Genomic DNA, 15,482 nt, shown 5'->3' on the forward strand with positions numbered 1-15,482 from the left:
GTCTACTATTGATTGGATCTATAGATGACGCCATCCCAACTGCGCGCCTTCCTGGCCGTGGCCCGCCATCGCGGCTTTTCCGCCGCGGCGCGCGCGCTCGGCGTGAGCCAGCCCACCCTGACCACCCAGGTGCAGTCGCTGGAGCGCGAGCACAACGTCGAACTGTTCTTTCGCCGCGGACGGCGGCTGGATTTGTCGGAGACCGCCCAGCGGCTGCTGCCGATCGCGCAGAACATCGCCGAGCTGGAGCTCGATGCGCTGAACCTGCTGGTCAATTCCGGTGCGCTGCATGTGGGCCACCTGCGCATCGGCGCGGTCGGGCCGTTCCATGTGATCGAGATGGTGGACGCCTACCGCGCGCGTTATCCGAAGGTCGAGCTGTCGATCAAGCTGGGTAACTCCAAGCAGTCGTTGGCCGACCTTGAAAACTACGTGACCGACGTCGCCGTGCTGGCCAGCTTCAACGACGACGCGCGTTTTCACGCCGTGCCTTACGCCGACCACGCGGTGGTGCTGTTCGCGCATCGCAGCCATCCGTTCTACAAGCGCGAATCGGTGACCCTGGCCGAGCTGGCCAACCAGCCGTTGCTGATGCGCGAGCGCGGCTCCACCACGCGCTTGGCGCTGGAAAAAGCGATGACCGACGCCGGCGTGGAGCCGCAGGTGGCCATGGAAATCGGCAGCCGCGAGGCGCTGCGCGAGGCGGTGGCGCGCGGGCTGGGACTGGGCGCGGTGTCGGAGGCGGAGTTCGTGCCGGATCCGCGCTTCCGGATGGTGCGCATCGAGGGCGATCCGGTGGCAACCCACACTTATGTGTACTGCCTGGCCGAGCGTCGCGAAGGGCGGCTGGTGGGATCGTTCATGAAGATCGCCGCGCGCGGCTGACGATCCGGGGGCATCCTGCCTGAACGGGGCCTTTGCCTTATCATTACGGTTTGCCCAAATTTTCAAGCGATCGGAGACTGAACGTGATCAAGCATATCGTGATGTGGAAGCTGAAGGACCATGCCGAAGGCGGCGACAAGGCCACCAACATCCGCAAGATGAAGGAACTGCTGGACAGCTGCGCCAACGTCGTGCCCGGCATCCTCAAGTTCGAGGCGGTGGTGGCACAGCCCGGCCTGGAAGCGACCTATGACGTGGTGCTGTACTCCGAGTTCGCGTCGCGCGCCGCGCTGGACGCCTACCAGGACCATCCCGACCACGTCGCCATCAAACCCTTCATCGGCGCCGTGCGCGAAGCGCGCCAGTGCATGGACTACGAAGTCTGAGCGGAGCCGAGATGAGCCTGGCCCTGACCGACGTTTTCCCGCAGGGGAACCCCTATCTGCAAGAGCTGGGCGTGCAAGTGCTGGATTACGGCGACGACCGCGCCGTGATGGCGCTGCTGCTCAAGCCCGAATTCATGAACAGCTGGCAGGTGGCCCAGGGCGGCATCTCGATGACGCTGATGGACGTGGCCATGGGCCTGGCCGCGCGCGCCGGCACCGACGCCAAGTCGTCGGCCACGGTGGAGATGAGCAGCAGCTTCCTGCAGCCGGCCGGCCATGCGGGCGACACCATCGTCGCGCGCGGCCATACCTACCATCGCTCGACCACCCTGTGCTTTTGCCAGGCCGAGCTGTGGAACGGCGACAAGCTGGTGGCCAAGGCCATGGGCACCTTCAAGCTGGTGCGCCGTCTCGATATCTCCAAGAAGCTCGACCACGAGCAGCCAATGCAGTCAACCAAGGAACACGCCAAATGAAAATCATCGTGGGCAGCTGGGAAGCGCTGCGCGCGCATGCGCAGCCGATTCGTTTTGAAGTCTTCGTCGATGAACAGAAAGTGCCGGCCGAGATCGAGCTCGACGAGATGGACGCCGTCTGCGTGCATGCCGTGGCCTATGCCGACGACGGCGCGCCGCTGGCCACCGGCCGCCTGCTGCCGGACGGCCACGTCGGCCGTATGGCGGTGTTGAAGCCTGGGCGCGGCAAGGGCGTGGGCGGGGCGGTGCTGCAGGCGCTGATTGGCGCGGCGCGCGAGCGCGGCGACAGCGAGGTGATCCTGAACGCCCAGACCCATGCCGAGAAGTTCTACGCCGCCCATGGTTTCGCGCGCGAGGGCGAGGAGTTCATGGAAGCCGGCATCCCCCACATCACCATGCGCGCCGCCCTGGCGTGAGCATGTCCTGCCGCCGCTCCCGGCATCGGGACGGCGGCGACCCGGATGCTTCCGGGTTCTTCTTTCTACTTCAGATGTTCCTGCTCAGCCGCAGGGCCGCTTCCGGCGTGTCCGCCAGGCGGAAATAGCACAGTTGCGCCCGCAGCTCGCGGGCGTGCGCCGCGACCAGTTCCGCAGTGGAAGCCAGTTCTTCGGAAGCCGCCGCGTTGCGCTGGGTGGTTTCGTTGAGCTGCAACACGGCCGAGCCGATCTCGTGGACGCCTTCTTCCTGCATGGTGGAGGACAGGGTGATCTGGTTGATCTGCTGGGAGGCCTGGCGGATGCCGTGCAATGTGCCTTCCACCAGGCGCTGGCTGGTTTCTTCCGCCATGGCCACGCTTTGCTCGGCGATCTCGCTGATCTCGCGCGCGCTGTCCTGGCTGCGTTCGGCCAGCTTGCGGATTTCGGCTGCCACCACCGAGAAGCCGCGTCCATGCTCGCCGGCGCGCGAGGCTTCGATGGCTGCATTGAGCGCCAGCAGGTTGGTCTGGTAGGCGATGTCGTCGATCACGCCGACCTGGCGCGCGATGCCGCGCATGGCCGAGACTGTCGACTGCACGGCCGCGCCGCTCTTGTCGGCGTCCGAGGCCGCGGCTTCGGCGATGAGGTCGGTGCGGCGCGCGTGTTCGCCGGTTTCCTGGATGGCCTGGCTCATGCCGGAGATGGCCGCGTGGACTTCTTCCACTGCCGCGGCCTGCTCGCTGGAAGCGTGGGCCAGCGCCTGGGCGGTGGCGTTGAGCTGGTGCGAGGAGTTGCCCAGCGACTGGGTCGACAGCGTCACCCGGTGCATGATGTCGGTCAGGCGGTCGCGCATGGAGTGCATGGCGTGCAGCAGGCTGCTCTTGTCGTTGCGGCGCAGCCGCACGTCGATGCTGAGGTTGCCGTCGGCGATCTGGCGCACGATGTGGGCGGCATAGCCGGGCTCGCCGCCCAGCTCGCGGCGCAGACCGGTGATGATCCAGACCGCCAGCGCGATGCCCAGCAGCAGGCTGGCCCCGGCCAGCTGCAGGTTGTGCAGGCGCAGGCGTCGGTATTCGCTGGTGGCGTCGTCGTAGGACAGGCGGGTGAGGCGCTCCTGCAGCTGGCTCAGCGCGGACAGTTGTCCGGCGAGAGTGCCCAGCACCGGCGTGATCTGCGGCCACATCTGGTTGGCCTGGCTGACTTCGCCCGAGCCGATCAGGGCCGACACGCGGGTGCGCTGCTCGATGTACTGCCGCCAGTCATGTTCGAACTGCGCCGCCGCGGCGCTTTCTTCGGTGGTCATGCGGGTCGACATATAGGCCTTCCAGCTGGCCTCGCAGGCGGCGTCCAGCCCGGCCAGGCGCGACAGCAGCTGCGGGATCTGCTGCTGGGGCGAGAGGCCGTCGCGCACCGGGCCGTCGGTGACGTTGGCCAGCATCAGGGCGCGGCCCATGACGTCGCGGTTGCTGTAGAGCGCGTCGCGGACCTTGGCGATCTCGATCAAGGCCAGCGTGCGGTCTTCATAGACGAAGCGCAGTTTTTCATTGCTGGACGCCATTCCCAGCGTGCCATACCAGGCCACGAGCACCACGCTGGCGCACAGCACCGCGACCAGTATCCCCAGGCGCGCGGTGACCGATAGTTTCCATTGCACAATATTTTCCTTGTAATCCCTTCCCTCGGGTGGCGTCACTATAGCGCCATTATTGCCGGCGAGAACGCAGAATAAAGGGCGCTTGGACCCCGTCTTTCTCGAGGATGTGGTTTCCCACAATACAAATGAAAAAGGCTCTGGTTCATACTTGCGCCCGAACCGGGGAGGGGGAGATCCTCCCGGACGAGAAAAGCCCCAGCGGACGGCGAGCCGCAAAAGGCCAGCGGTTTGCCCCGGCGCGCGAGCGCCTATCCACTCAGGGGGCAGGCTGGAGATTGATGTTCATGGAGAATGAAAATGACGGCGAAACAGCCCATTTATAAATCGCTTTACTTCCAGGTCCTGGTGGCCATCGTGATCGGCGTGCTGCTGGGTCACTTCTACCCATCCACCGGCGAGGCCATGAAGCCGCTCGGCGACGGCTTCGTCAAACTGATCAAGATGATCATCGCGCCGGTCATCTTCTGTACCGTCGTCACCGGCATCGCCGGCATGGAAGACATGAAGAAGGTCGGCAAGACCGGCGGCCTGGCGCTGCTGTACTTCGAGGTCGTCAGCACCGTGGCGCTGATCATCGGCCTGGTGCTGGTCAACGTGTTGAAGCCCGGCGTGGGCATGAACATCGATCCGGCCTCGCTGGACACCAAGGCGATCGCCTCCTATACCGCTCCCGGCAAGCTGGGCACGGTCACTGACTTCGTGCTGAGCATCATCCCCAGCAGCATGTTCGACGCCTTCGCCAAGGGCGACGTGCTGCAGGTGCTGCTGGTGGCCGTGCTGTTCGGCTTCGCACTGCACAAGTTCGGCGGTCGCGGCACCCTGATCTTCGACTTCATCGAGAAGATCTCGCACGTGCTGTTCTCGGTGGTGGGCACCATCATGAAGGTGGCCCCGATCGGCGCCTTCGGCGCGATGGCCTTCACCATCGGCAAGTACGGCGTCGGTTCGCTGTTCTCGCTGGCCAAGCTGATGGGCACCTTCTACCTGACCTGCCTGCTGTTCATCTTCATCGTGCTGGGCATCATCACCCGCCTGCACGGCTTCTCGATCTGGAAGTTCGTGAAGTACATCAAGGAAGAACTGCTGATCGTGCTGGGCACCTCGTCGTCTGAATCGGTGCTGCCGCGCATGCTGGCCAAGATGGAAAACGCCGGCGCCAAGAAGACCGTGGTCGGCCTGGTGATCCCCACCGGTTACTCGTTCAACCTGGACGGCACCGCGATCTACCTGACCATGGCGGCCGTATTCATCGCCCAGGCGACCAATACGCCGATGACCTTCGTGCAGGAACTGACGCTGCTGGGCGTGCTGCTGCTGACCTCCAAGGGCGCGGCGGGCATCACGGGCTCGGGCTTCATCGTGCTGGCGGCGACGCTGTCGGCGGTGGGACACCTGCCGGTGGCCGGCCTGGCGCTGATCCTGGGCATCGACCGCTTCATGTCGGAAGCGCGCGCGCTGACCAACACCATCGGCAACGGCGTGGCGACCCTGGTCGTGGCGAAGTGGAGCGGCGAGCTGGACTCCAAGCGCCTGAACGCGGTGCTCAACAACGAAACGCCGGAAGATGCCAATGCGCCTGAAGCCGTGCTGGATCGCGCGGATTCGAAGATGCATCATTGATGAGCGATTTTCCCGGAGGGCCGGAAACGGCTGCGCCGGGGATTGCCCAAAGAAAAAGCGGACTTCGGTCCGCTTTTTCTTTGGGCGCTATGTTTTTGCGTTTTCTTTTGCGGCGCGCCATCCGGCGGCGCGGCGGCGATTCGCGGCCGGTGCTTTGCGAGCCGGGGTAATTGTGGGGAGATGCTCAGGACCGGAGCTGGGCTAAAAGCCCGGCTGGATGCGGAGCCGGCGGCCTGGGCGGCAAGCGGCGAAAAAAAAGCCCACAACCTTGCGGTGTGGGCTTCAATCCAATTCTTTAAGGAGGAAATTGGAGGAGACAGGTGCTACTTTACTGCTCCGCATCAAACCAGGCCAATTTATCTTTCAAATATCAGATATACGGTTTGGTTATTTCACTTTGGCAACCGGGCCTCGTCCCGATCTCAGCGCTGCGCTCCTGTCGCCGGCGTATCTTCCGCGCCGGCGCCGCTTTCCTCGCCATCCTGCGCCTTGGGCTTGCAGGGAATCTTGCATTTCGAATCACTTTTTGACTCGGCCGAATACTGCACCGCCATAGGGTCGGCCACATGTTCGGTCAGTACCGGCTCGCCGACGATGGGCACGCGCAGCACCGTCGAGCAGCGGGTGCCGTAATCCGGCGAACGGATGAAGATGGGCGAGAGCATCCGCTCCCTTTCGATGCCCACGCCGGTGTCCGGCAGGCGGCAGTCGTTGGCGTGGGTAGCGTCGGTCAGCATCTCGAAGAAGGTTTCTTCCGGCGCACCCTGGCACAGCAGGCTGGCGAACTGCGCCTTGGCGCGGGTGACCTTGGGCCAGGGCGTATCCAGCAGGGCGTTGGAGAGGCCGTAGACACCGTACTCCAGCGGCTTGCCGTTGCGGGCATCCTCGCCTCCGCGGTTGGAGTACCAGAGCATGCTCTCGCGGTCGCCGATGATGAGGTTGAAGCCGTTGAATTCCTGCGCCTTCGGTTCGATGTAGCGCAGGTACTCGGTGGGGGACATGCTGCCGCTGAGGTAGTCCGAGACCAGCTGCCCGCGCGTAGGCGCATCGGGGCGGCGTTCGGAGGGCGAGCGCACATTGGTCAGGGCGGCAAAGCGTCCCTCCCGGGTCACGCCCAGCCAGGTGCCGCCGCCCTGCAGGTCGCGCCCGGCGAATACCTGCGGATAATCGCTCCACCAGCCCGCATCCTTGGCCGGGCGGGCGTAGAACTCGTCGCGGTTGGCCGCCAGTATCAGCGGCATGCCGGGGATGACTTTCCAGGCGAAGATGATCAGGCACATGTGGCGACATCCTCGAAACGTTCGACATGGCGCGGCCCTTCGATCAGGCCGGCGACGCCCGCATCGTCCAGGGCGCGCTCCAGCGCACGGCTGAAATCCTCTTCCTGGCCGGGGGCGATGTGTTCGTAGACTTCCATCCAGGTCTGCAGGCCGTCCTGTTCGCCAGGACGGCGCTTGAGGCCGCCGGCGATGCCGAAGCGGCCCTGCAGCACGGCTTGCAGCGCCTTGATCTTGCCGTGCAGCTGCCGGGTCTGGGCTGCGGGGACGCGATAGTAGATGTAGAGATCCATGATGCCTGGCCCTGTGGCTCGGTCGCGTCCGCTTATTGCGGATCGGCCAGTTCGTAGGGCAGGTCGTGGAAGTGCAGGGCGGGGCCGTCGGCCGCGCCCAGGTGCACTTCGCCGTCGGCGGCGGCCAGCTTCATTTCCACCAGCGCCAGCGAGCGGCCTTCGCCGGCCCGTTCGGCATTGACCACCATGCCGCACGGCTGGCCCGGATCGGCCGCGGCGAACACTTCGGCGCCCACGGCCACCGCATCGCTGTCCACCGTGGCCAGCATGGCGCGGCGCTTGAGCTTGCCCAGATACTGGCTGCGCGCCACGATTTCCTGGCCGGGGTAGCAGCCCTTCTTGAAGTTGACGCCGCCGATCAGCTCGAAATTGATCATCTGCGGCACGAACTGCTCCTGGGTCGACGCCGTGATGCCGGGCACGCCGGCGCGGATCTCGGCCAGGCGCCAGGCCTGCGGCGAGGTCGGCGTGAGGTGCTGGGCCAGCTTGGGCCAGGCGGCGATGGCGAGTTCCGGGGAGGTGATCCACTGATAGCGGGCGCTGCCGGAGGAGTCGGCCACGCGGATCAGCGTGCCGTTGGCATTGTCGATCTTGGCGTAGGGCTCGGCCGGCAGCACCGGATACCATTCAGCCAGCGAATTCTTTGCCGCCGGGCCTGCCAGGCCGATCACGGCGGTGCTGGCGCCCTGGTCGGACAGCTTGGCCTTGGCGCGCATGACGAACATCTGCAGGCGTTTCTGGATGGCCGGCTGCAGCGTGCGCGGCAGTTGCAGGAAGATGGTCTCGGGATTGCGCCACATCAGGAAGCTGGCCAGCATGCGCCCCTTGGGCGAGCAATAGCCTGCCAGGCGGGCAACCGAGGTGTCCAGGCGCTCGACGTCGTTGGTCAGCTGGCTGTGCAGGAAGCTGGCGGCATCGTCGCCGGTCACGCCGATGATGCCCAGCCCGGTCAGCGGGGCCATGAAGCTTTCCAGGCTTTCCGGCGCCGGGGCGGTGGGGCCGAAGCCCTGCAGTTCGATGCCGTCGGCGTCGAACTGGGCGCCTTGCTGTTTCAGGAAGTCGAGCCAGACGGAGGTCGAAGCGGTCAGTTCAGTCATAAATTGTTTATCGCATTTCGCGTTGTGGGTTGCCGGCGCGCCGCCTGTTGTCATGCTTGCAGGATTTGCACGCTGAACCGCCGGCCGTCAGGCAAATTAGGCAACTGTCGTGCCAGCGATTATCATTGATGCCTCGATTATAGTGATCTCCGAAAAAACGCGTCGGGGAACAGGGATTTTGCATCCGGTATGAAGAAGTTATTGTTGACCCTGCTCGTGTTGGCCGCCCTGGTGGCGGGCGCGGGTTTTTATTGGTCCAAGCAGCCCATCGTGGAGGCCGGCGGCCAGAACATCGCCTTTACCGTCACGCCCGGGGCCGGCGTAAACGGCGCGGCGCAGGAGATCGCCGCGGCCGGCGTGCCGGTCAACCCCGACCTGTTCGCCCTGTATGCCCGGCTTTCGGGCGAGGGCGCGCGCATCAAGGCCGGCAGCTATGAACTCAAGCCCGGCTACACGCCCCAGCGCCTGTTGCTGCAACTGGTGCGCGGCGAGTTCGCTCAGGAGGCCCTGACGGTCATCGAAGGCTGGACGTTCAAGCAGATGCGAAAGGCGATCGCCGAGCAGCCTTCGCTCAAGCACGACACCATCACCTGGACCGACCAGCAGGTGCTGGCCAAGCTGACCACCGAATATACCTATCCCGAAGGCCTGTTCTTCCCGGATACCTATCTGTTCGCCAAGGGCGCCAGCGACATGCAGGTCTACAAGCAGGCGTTCGCCCTGATGAACAAGAAGTTGAACGAGGCCTGGAGCCGGCGCGACCTCTCGCTGCCGTACCGCACGCCCTATGAGGCGCTGGTGATGGCCTCCATCGTCGAGAAGGAAACCGGCCAGAAGTCCGAGCGCGGCATGGTCGCCGGCGTCTTCACCAATCGCCTGCGCACCGGCATGCTGCTGCAGACCGACCCGACCGTGATCTACGGCATGGGCGAGCGCTACCAGGGCAAGATCCGCAAGGTCGACCTGCTGACCGACACGCCCTACAACACCTATACCCGCGCCGGCCTGCCGCCCACGCCGATCGCCTTGCCCGGGGCCGCCTCGCTGGCCGCGGCAATGAACCCGGACAAGACCGAAGCCTTATACTTCGTGGCGCGCGGCGACGGCACCAGCCACTTCTCGAGCAGCCTCACCGAGCACAACCAGGCCGTCAACCGCTACCAGCGGTGATTTTCCACCTACATTTTTCAGCGATTCCTTCATGGCATCAGGCAAATTCATCACCTTCGAAGGCATCGACGGCGCCGGCAAGTCGACGCATATCTCCTTTGTCGCCGAGCTGCTGCGCGAGCGCGGCCTGAGCGTCGTCACCACCCGCGAGCCGGGCGGCACCGAACTGGGCGAAAGCCTGCGCAACCTGCTGCTGCACCAGAAGATGCACCTGGAAACCGAGGCGCTGCTGATGTTCGCCTCGCGCCGCGAGCATCTGGCGCAAGTCATCGAGCCGGCGCTGGCGCGCGGCGACTGGGTGATCTCCGACCGCTTCACCGACGCCAGCTTCGCCTACCAGGGCGGCGGGCGCAAGCTGTCGCTGGACAAGCTCAACGCGCTGGAAGCCTGGGTGCATCCGCACCTGCAGCCGGACCTGACGCTGCTGTTCGACGTGCCGCTGGAAGTGGCGCGCGCGCGCCTGGACGCCGAGCGCACCCCGGACAAGTTCGAGCAGGAGAAGGCCGATTTCTTCGCTTCCACCCGCAACGAATACCTGCGCCGCGCCGCCGAGTTCCCGGCGCGCTTTCGCGTGGTCGACTCGACCCGCCCGATTCCCGAAATCCGGGAAGATCTGCGCGGCATCATCGCCGCCCTGTAAGCACCAGATCAATGACATCATCGAATTCTTCACTGCTTCCATGGCAAGGCGAGAGCTGGAGCCAGCTGCAGCAGTTGCGCGAGCGCCTGCCGCACGCCTTGCTGTTCTACGGCGCCGCCGGCACCGGCAAGACCGCCTTCGTCGAGGCCTTCGCCAAGTCGCTGCTGTGCGAATCGCCCACATCGGAGGCGCACGCCTGCGGCGCCTGCGCCTCCTGCAACTGGTTCGAGCAATACAACCACCCCGACTACCGGCGCGTGCGTCCGGAGGCGCTGGAAGACGAGATCGTGGACGAGGACGGCGAGGAAAAGAAAACCGCCAAGGCCTCCAAGACGCCCTCCAAGGAAATCAAGATCGACCAGATCCGCGCGCTGGCCGACTTCATGAACGTGTCGACCCACCGTTCGGGCCTGCGCGTGGTGATGCTGTATCCGGCCGAGGCGCTCAACACCGCCGCCGCCAACGCCTTGCTCAAGACGCTGGAAGAGCCGCCGCCGGGGACCATGTTCCTGCTGCTGTCCAATCGCCTTGACCGCTTGTTGCCGACCATTCTTTCCCGCTGCCGCAAGTTCGCGCTGTCCGGACCGTCGCATGAGGCCGGGCTGGCATGGCTGAAAGCCCAGGGGGTCAAGGATGCGGACGCCTGGTTGGCGGAGCAGGGCGGGGCGCCGCTGGCGGCGCTGGAAGCCGCCCAGGGCGACAGCCGCGAAGTGCTCGACGAACTGCTGCGCCATCTGTCGCAGCCCGGCGTGGACGGCGCCCTGCGCACCGCCGACAAATTGCAGAAGGTGCCGGTTGCCGAGCTGGTGGGATGGGTGCAGCGCTGGCTGTACGACCTGTTCTCGCTGAAGTCGGCCGGCGTGGTGCGCTACTACCCGCGCTACGCCAAGGAACTGGGCCGGCTGGCCGAGCGCACGGACGCCACCGCCATCGCCCGCGCCCTCAAGGGCATGGGCGATCGCCGGGCGATCGCGGATCATCCGCTGTCGGCGAAGCTGTTTATTGAAGAGATGCTGATTGACTATGCCGGGTTGTTTGACTGATCGACAACGTCCGGATGGTGCGGGCAAATAAAAAAGGGAAGCGCAGGCTTCCCTTTTTCTTTGGTTCCGGCTGATCTTAGAAGTCGATGGACGCCGAAGTCACGAAGGTACGGGGCGCACCCTGCACCAGATAACCCAAGGCGGACGAGCCGCCGGCGGATTCCCAGTAGCTGCGGTTGGTGACGTTCTGGATGCCGCCACGCAGCGTCACCAGCTTGCCGCCGATGTCCGCCAGATAGCGCGCGCCAAGATCAAGGCGGGTCCAGGCCGGGATAGCCTGGGTATTGGCCGAATCGGCATATTGCTTGGCGGTGTAGATCACACGGCTATTCACGCTCAGTCCCTTTACGCCGGCGACGTCCCAGTCCGCGCCGATGTTGGCCATGGTCTTGGCGGTGCCGATGGCGTCCTTGCCGTCATAGGTGCCATTTGCCGTGCGCTTTTGCTTGGGATCCAGCAAGGTGAGGCCTGCCAGCAGGCGCAGGCCGCGTACGGGCTCACCGAAGGCGCCAATTTCCACGCCCTGGTTTTCCTGCTTGCCGTTGGTGGAGTAGATCGTCGTGGTCGCGTCGCGATAGACGTTTGGCTTCTCGATGCTGAACAACGCAGCGGTGAAGCCGATCTTGCCGGCGTCATACTTGAAGCCGATCTCTTTCTGCTTGGATTTGTACGGTGCAAGAACGGCGCCGAAGTTGGCCGCGGAGGTGTCCGAGACGCGTGTACCCGGCTGCAGGGCCTCGATGTAGTTCGCGTAGACCGACGCTTCCTTGGTCAGCTTGTAGACGATGCCTGCGACCGGAGTGACAGTGCTGTCGTTGTAATAGTCACTCTGCAGGTGGGTGTTGTAGTCGTAGTTGATGGTGTTGAGGCGTTGCAGGCGAGCACCGATGGTGACCTGCAGGCGTTCATCCAGCACCGACAACGTATCGGCCAGCGCTACGCTCGACAGCTTGGTCTTGACGGTCGTCTGCGGGCTGGCCAGGTTGCCTCCGAAGAAGCTCAGCGCGGGTTGCGCCGATTGCGTCGGAGCATACAGGTTGCCGGTGGTGGCGGTTCCCAGCGCCATTGCGTAGGCGTTGCGCGAATCCTGCCAGTAGCTGGACGCGCTGGCCGTCACATTGTGCTTGACGGCGCCGGTGCTGAATTTTCCGCGGATGCCGACTTCGCCGGTCCATACCGAGTCTTCGCGCGCATTGTCGAAGCGGTTGGAGGTGAAGTTGCCGTTGGTGCTGTTGACGTTGGGGGTGGCCAGGCTATTGTTTTCAGTGCCTTGACGCATGCCCAGGGCGAACCAGGATGTCACGTTGTCGCTCAGGTCCCACTCGCCACGGACGGTGCCGAAGACGTCGCGCTCATTGGAGTAGAACCACTTTTGGCCGTAATTCGACGATGCGCTGGGAGCGGACGGAACATAGCCTGCCGGAGCAGTGGCAATCCGCACGCTGGGGCGAGTGGAGGTCAGGTCGTATTCCTGCACGCCGATGTCGGCAGACAGGCGGAAGGTATTGCCGCGGTAGTCCAGACCGATGGTGCCCATGGTCAGCTCGCGGTTCTCATTGTCAATGGCAGTTCCACCAGCGCGGCGAACCGCGTTGAGGCGCACGCCGACGCGATCTTCAGGGCCGAAGCGGCGGCCGATATCGGCCGCCACATAGGTCTGGCCACCCGACTCGATGCCCGTGCTGAAGGACGTGACCGGCTCGGCGCCTGCGCGCTTGGGCAGCAGATTGATGGTGCCGCCGATGGCATTGCCGCCGGGCGTGGCGCCGTTCAGGAAGGCGGTAGCGCCGCGGAAGACTTCGACGCGCTCAAGCATCTCCGCCGCGACATACTGGCGCGGGAGCAAGCCATACAATCCGTTGTAGGCAAGATCGTCAGAGTTGGTGATGAAGCCGCGGATCATGTACGACTCCTGGTAGTTGCCGTAGCCGCGGGTGACGCGAATGGTCGGATCGTTGAGCAGCACGTCGCCGACGCCCTTGGCCTGTTGATCCTTGATCAATTGCGCGGAGTAGGAAATGCTGTTGAACGGGGTATCCAGGAAATCCTTGTTGCCAAGAATCCCGACGCGCCCGCCGCGCGCCACTTGTCCGCCCGCATATTCTGCGGGCAAGCCATCAGCCGACGCATCGGCAGATGCATTGACGGTCACGGTAGGCAGTGCCTGGTCGTCTTTCTTGTCAGCGGACGCGGCGGTGGTCGCAGTTTGCGCGAAAGACGAAATGGGAGCGAGGAAGGCCAGCGCCAATGCGGCGGCGAGAGGTGTCAGACGAAGGGACATGGATGCTTTCTTGGTCGAGATCAGGGACTGGCGCCCTGTTGGGTTGGTGCTTAACGTAAAATCAGGGCTGAGTATATTTGAGAATGGTTATTATTTGTATTAATGATTGCATTTGCCGCGGAATTTACGCATGGCCGCTGATTCGGTGTCGCAAAAATGCAAAAACGATTACATCCGCACGCCCCCCGAAATCTGCTTTTCATTTCATATAGTTGATCCCCGGATCCGCTCGACAAATCAGCCGGTCGGCGACATGCCGCACAGCCTTATAATTCCCCGCATGCAGTCCACTTCCGTCCTCTCCCCGATCCGCCCCGTGCCGATGAACGGCGCCTTGCCCCAGCACCAGCTGCTCTCCCGATTGTCCTGGTTGCGCTGGGCCACCATCGCCGGCGAGCTGCTGGTGCTGGCCGGTGCGCATTTCTGGCTGGACATCGCTTTGCCCTTGGCGGCGCTGTTGGGGTTGATCGGATTGCAGGCGCTCATCAATGCCGCGACCTGGGCGCGCATGCGCATGGTGCGGCCGGCCGGGCAGGGCGAGCTGTTCATGCAGCTGCTGCTGGACCTGGCGGTGCTGTCGGCCTTGCTGTTCTTCTCGGGCGGGGCGACCAATCCCTTCGTCTCCTTTTACCTGCCCGCACTGGCCGCGGGAGCGGCGACGCTGGCCTGGCCGTATGCCTTCGCGCTGGCGTTGTGCGCGCTGGCGGCGTATTCGGGGCTGGTCTATTTCTACGAGCCCCTGCACATCCACGACCACGGGCAGGCGATGGCCTATCACCTGGCCGGGATGTGGATCAACTTCTCGATCTCGGCCTTGCTGATCACCTGGTTCGTCACCCGCATCGCCGCCGCCGTGCGTTCGCGCGACGGCCAGCTGGCGCAGGCGCGCGAGCGGCAGCTGCAGGGGCAGCGCATCGTGGCCCTGGGAACGCAGGCGGCGGGCGCCGCGCATGCCTTGAACACGCCCTTGTCGACGGTGGCGGTGATCGCCGGGGAAATGCGGCGTGACATGGCCGGCAATGCCGCGCTGGCGCTCTATGAAGAAGACCTGCGGGTGGTCGAGGAGCAGATCGCCGTCTGCAAGGCGGCGCTGGAAAGCATGCGCCTGGACGCCGACGCGGAAGACGGGCGAAGCGCCGCGCTCGGCCCCTGGCTGGCCACGCTGATCGACGGCTGGCGGCTGCGCCATCCGTCGGTGCTGCTGGCGGCCGACCTCAAGCAGGAGGGGCTCGCCGCCGGGCAGTTGCAAGACCTGTCGCAGATCCTGCTGACGTTGCTCGACAACGCCGCGCAGGCGGTGCGCGAGCGCGGCCATGACGGCCAGGTCCGGTTGTCGCTGGCCGTGGACGAACGGGCGTCCGCGAAGGCCGGGCAAAAGACGGCTATCATTCGTGTTTCCGACAATGGCTGCGGCATTGCGCCGGATCTGCTGGCCCGGCTGGGGCATATGCCGGTTGCCAGCGGCTCGGGCGGCAGGGGCATCGGGCTGATGCTGGCTTTTGCCGCCGCGGCCCATATGGGCGGCAGGCTGCGCCTGCGTTCCGCGCCGGGCGAAGGTACGGCGGCCGAGCTGCAGCTGCCGGTTTCCTGAATTTTCGATGGGTTGAAAGATATTCCGATGAGCGCCGCTTTCCTGATCCTTGACGACAACGATGTCTTCGCCGGCACGCTGGCGCGCTCGCTGGTGCGCCGCGGGTTTCGCGCCACCGTGGCGCATAGCGGCGAGGAGGCGCTGGCGGCGGCGCGCAAGGAGAGCTACGACTACGCCACCATCGACCTGCAGCTGGAGCAGGATTCCGGCCTGCAATGGATCTCGCCGCTGCGCGAGGCGCTGCCGGACGCGCGCCTGCTGGTGCTGACCGGTTACGCCAGCATCGCCACCACGGTGCAGGCGATCAAGTCAGGGGCCGACAATTACCTGGCCAAGCCGGCCAACGTGGACTCCATCCTCTCGGCGCTGACGCATGCGGCCGAGGGCGATGCCGGTCCGGAAGCCGCGCTGCCGGCGGAAGAGGCCACGCCGCTGTCGCTCGACCGCCTCGAATGGGAGCACATCCAGCGCGTGCTGGCCGAGCACCAGGGCAATATTTCGTCCACGGCGCGCGCGCTGAACATGCATCGCCGCACATTGCAGCGCAAGCTGGGCAAGCGACCGGTCGCCAAATAAGCGCCAGGCCGGGCGCCTCCAGGCTGTAAGCAAAGGCAATCAGGGGCGACACCCGTCGCCGGTCGCTTTACAATAGC

At 64.8% G+C, this 15,482-nt stretch carries 15 protein-coding genes; 10 read left to right on the forward strand and 5 right to left on the reverse strand.

Going from position 1 to position 15,482, the window contains the following annotated elements:
* Nucleotides 1–24 precede the first annotated feature (24 nt).
* The 4 genes from CEJ42_RS08860 to CEJ42_RS08875 all read left to right on the forward strand — a co-directional run bounded on the left by CEJ42_RS08860 (nucleotide 25) and on the right by CEJ42_RS08875 (nucleotide 2,163).
* Nucleotides 25–885: a LysR substrate-binding domain-containing protein gene (locus CEJ42_RS08860; RefSeq protein ID WP_079214746.1), complete on the forward strand. Its 861-nt coding sequence runs from the start codon at nucleotides 25–27 to the stop codon at nucleotides 883–885.
* 83 nt (nucleotides 886–968) lie between these two features.
* Nucleotides 969–1,271 carry a Dabb family protein gene (locus tag CEJ42_RS08865; RefSeq protein WP_079214747.1) on the forward strand — a complete coding sequence of 101 codons (303 nt, stop codon included), beginning with the start codon at nucleotides 969–971 and terminating at the stop codon, nucleotides 1,269–1,271.
* Nucleotides 1,272–1,282: 11 nt separating this feature from the next.
* On the forward strand, nucleotides 1,283–1,747 hold the full coding sequence (locus CEJ42_RS08870) for a PaaI family thioesterase (protein WP_079214748.1): 465 nt from the start codon (nucleotides 1,283–1,285) through the stop codon (nucleotides 1,745–1,747).
* On the forward strand, nucleotides 1,744–2,163 hold the full coding sequence (locus CEJ42_RS08875; protein WP_079214749.1) for a GNAT family N-acetyltransferase: 420 nt from the start codon (nucleotides 1,744–1,746) through the stop codon (nucleotides 2,161–2,163). The genes CEJ42_RS08870 and CEJ42_RS08875 overlap by 4 nt, the downstream gene beginning before the upstream one ends.
* 70 nt (nucleotides 2,164–2,233) lie before the next feature.
* On the opposite strand, the gene CEJ42_RS08880 is transcribed toward CEJ42_RS08875, so the two are convergent.
* Complete coding sequence (locus tag CEJ42_RS08880; protein ID WP_079214750.1) at nucleotides 2,234–3,817, reverse strand: methyl-accepting chemotaxis protein; 1,584 nt, start codon at nucleotides 3,815–3,817, stop codon at nucleotides 2,234–2,236.
* 297 nt (nucleotides 3,818–4,114) lie between these two features.
* Between CEJ42_RS08880 and CEJ42_RS08885 the strand changes: the two genes are divergently transcribed.
* Nucleotides 4,115–5,437 carry a dicarboxylate/amino acid:cation symporter gene (locus tag CEJ42_RS08885; protein ID WP_079214751.1) on the forward strand — a complete coding sequence of 441 codons (1,323 nt, stop codon included), beginning with the start codon at nucleotides 4,115–4,117 and terminating at the stop codon, nucleotides 5,435–5,437.
* 422 nt (nucleotides 5,438–5,859) lie between these two features.
* Here the strand turns inward: CEJ42_RS08885 and CEJ42_RS08890 are convergent, their stop codons facing one another.
* From CEJ42_RS08890 to ygfZ, 3 genes are read right to left on the reverse strand one after another with little or no spacing between them, the layout of a single operon-like run.
* Entirely contained in the window at nucleotides 5,860–6,717 is an 858-nt protein-coding gene (locus CEJ42_RS08890) for an NRDE family protein (RefSeq protein WP_088750680.1), read from the reverse strand.
* A complete protein-coding gene (locus CEJ42_RS08895) occupies nucleotides 6,708–7,007 on the reverse strand; it encodes a DUF4936 family protein (protein ID WP_079214753.1) in 300 nt (99 codons plus the stop codon). Before CEJ42_RS08895 ends, CEJ42_RS08890 begins: the two co-directional genes overlap by 10 nt.
* Nucleotides 7,008–7,039: 32 nt before the next feature.
* A complete protein-coding gene (ygfZ, locus tag CEJ42_RS08900; RefSeq protein WP_079214754.1) occupies nucleotides 7,040–8,104 on the reverse strand; it encodes a CAF17-like 4Fe-4S cluster assembly/insertion protein YgfZ in 1,065 nt (354 codons plus the stop codon).
* A 189-nt stretch (nucleotides 8,105–8,293) separates the two neighbouring features.
* On the opposite strand from ygfZ, the gene mltG reads away from it, so the two are divergent.
* Genes mltG through CEJ42_RS08915 form a run of 3 tightly spaced genes read left to right on the forward strand, consistent with a single transcriptional unit; the run spans nucleotide 8,294 to nucleotide 10,957 of the window.
* Nucleotides 8,294–9,274, forward strand: a complete 981-nt coding sequence (gene mltG / locus CEJ42_RS08905) for an endolytic transglycosylase MltG (RefSeq protein WP_088750681.1) — start codon at nucleotides 8,294–8,296, stop codon at nucleotides 9,272–9,274.
* A 31-nt stretch (nucleotides 9,275–9,305) separates the two neighbouring features.
* Entirely contained in the window at nucleotides 9,306–9,914 is a 609-nt protein-coding gene (tmk, locus tag CEJ42_RS08910; protein ID WP_088750682.1) for a dTMP kinase, read from the forward strand.
* A gap of 11 nt (nucleotides 9,915–9,925) precedes the next feature.
* On the forward strand, nucleotides 9,926–10,957 hold the full coding sequence (locus CEJ42_RS08915) for a DNA polymerase III subunit delta' (RefSeq protein WP_088750683.1): 1,032 nt from the start codon (nucleotides 9,926–9,928) through the stop codon (nucleotides 10,955–10,957).
* Between the two features lie 76 nt (nucleotides 10,958–11,033).
* Here CEJ42_RS08915 and CEJ42_RS08920 read toward each other — a convergent pair whose 3' ends face one another.
* A complete protein-coding gene (locus CEJ42_RS08920; protein WP_088750684.1) occupies nucleotides 11,034–13,238 on the reverse strand; it encodes a TonB-dependent receptor in 2,205 nt (734 codons plus the stop codon).
* 280 nt (nucleotides 13,239–13,518) lie between these two features.
* On the opposite strand from CEJ42_RS08920, the gene CEJ42_RS08925 reads away from it, so the two are divergent.
* Complete coding sequence (locus tag CEJ42_RS08925; RefSeq protein ID WP_088750685.1) at nucleotides 13,519–14,829, forward strand: ATP-binding protein; 1,311 nt, start codon at nucleotides 13,519–13,521, stop codon at nucleotides 14,827–14,829.
* Nucleotides 14,830–14,856: 27 nt separating this feature from the next.
* Nucleotides 14,857–15,405, forward strand: coding sequence for a response regulator transcription factor (locus CEJ42_RS08930; RefSeq protein ID WP_079214760.1), 549 nt, complete (start codon nucleotides 14,857–14,859; stop codon nucleotides 15,403–15,405).
* Nucleotides 15,406–15,482: the final 77 nt, after the last annotated feature.

The sequence above is a fragment of the Herbaspirillum robiniae genome (assembly GCF_002213415.1).
In the GTDB taxonomy this organism is placed as follows: domain Bacteria; phylum Pseudomonadota; class Gammaproteobacteria; order Burkholderiales; family Burkholderiaceae_D; genus Herbaspirillum; species Herbaspirillum robiniae.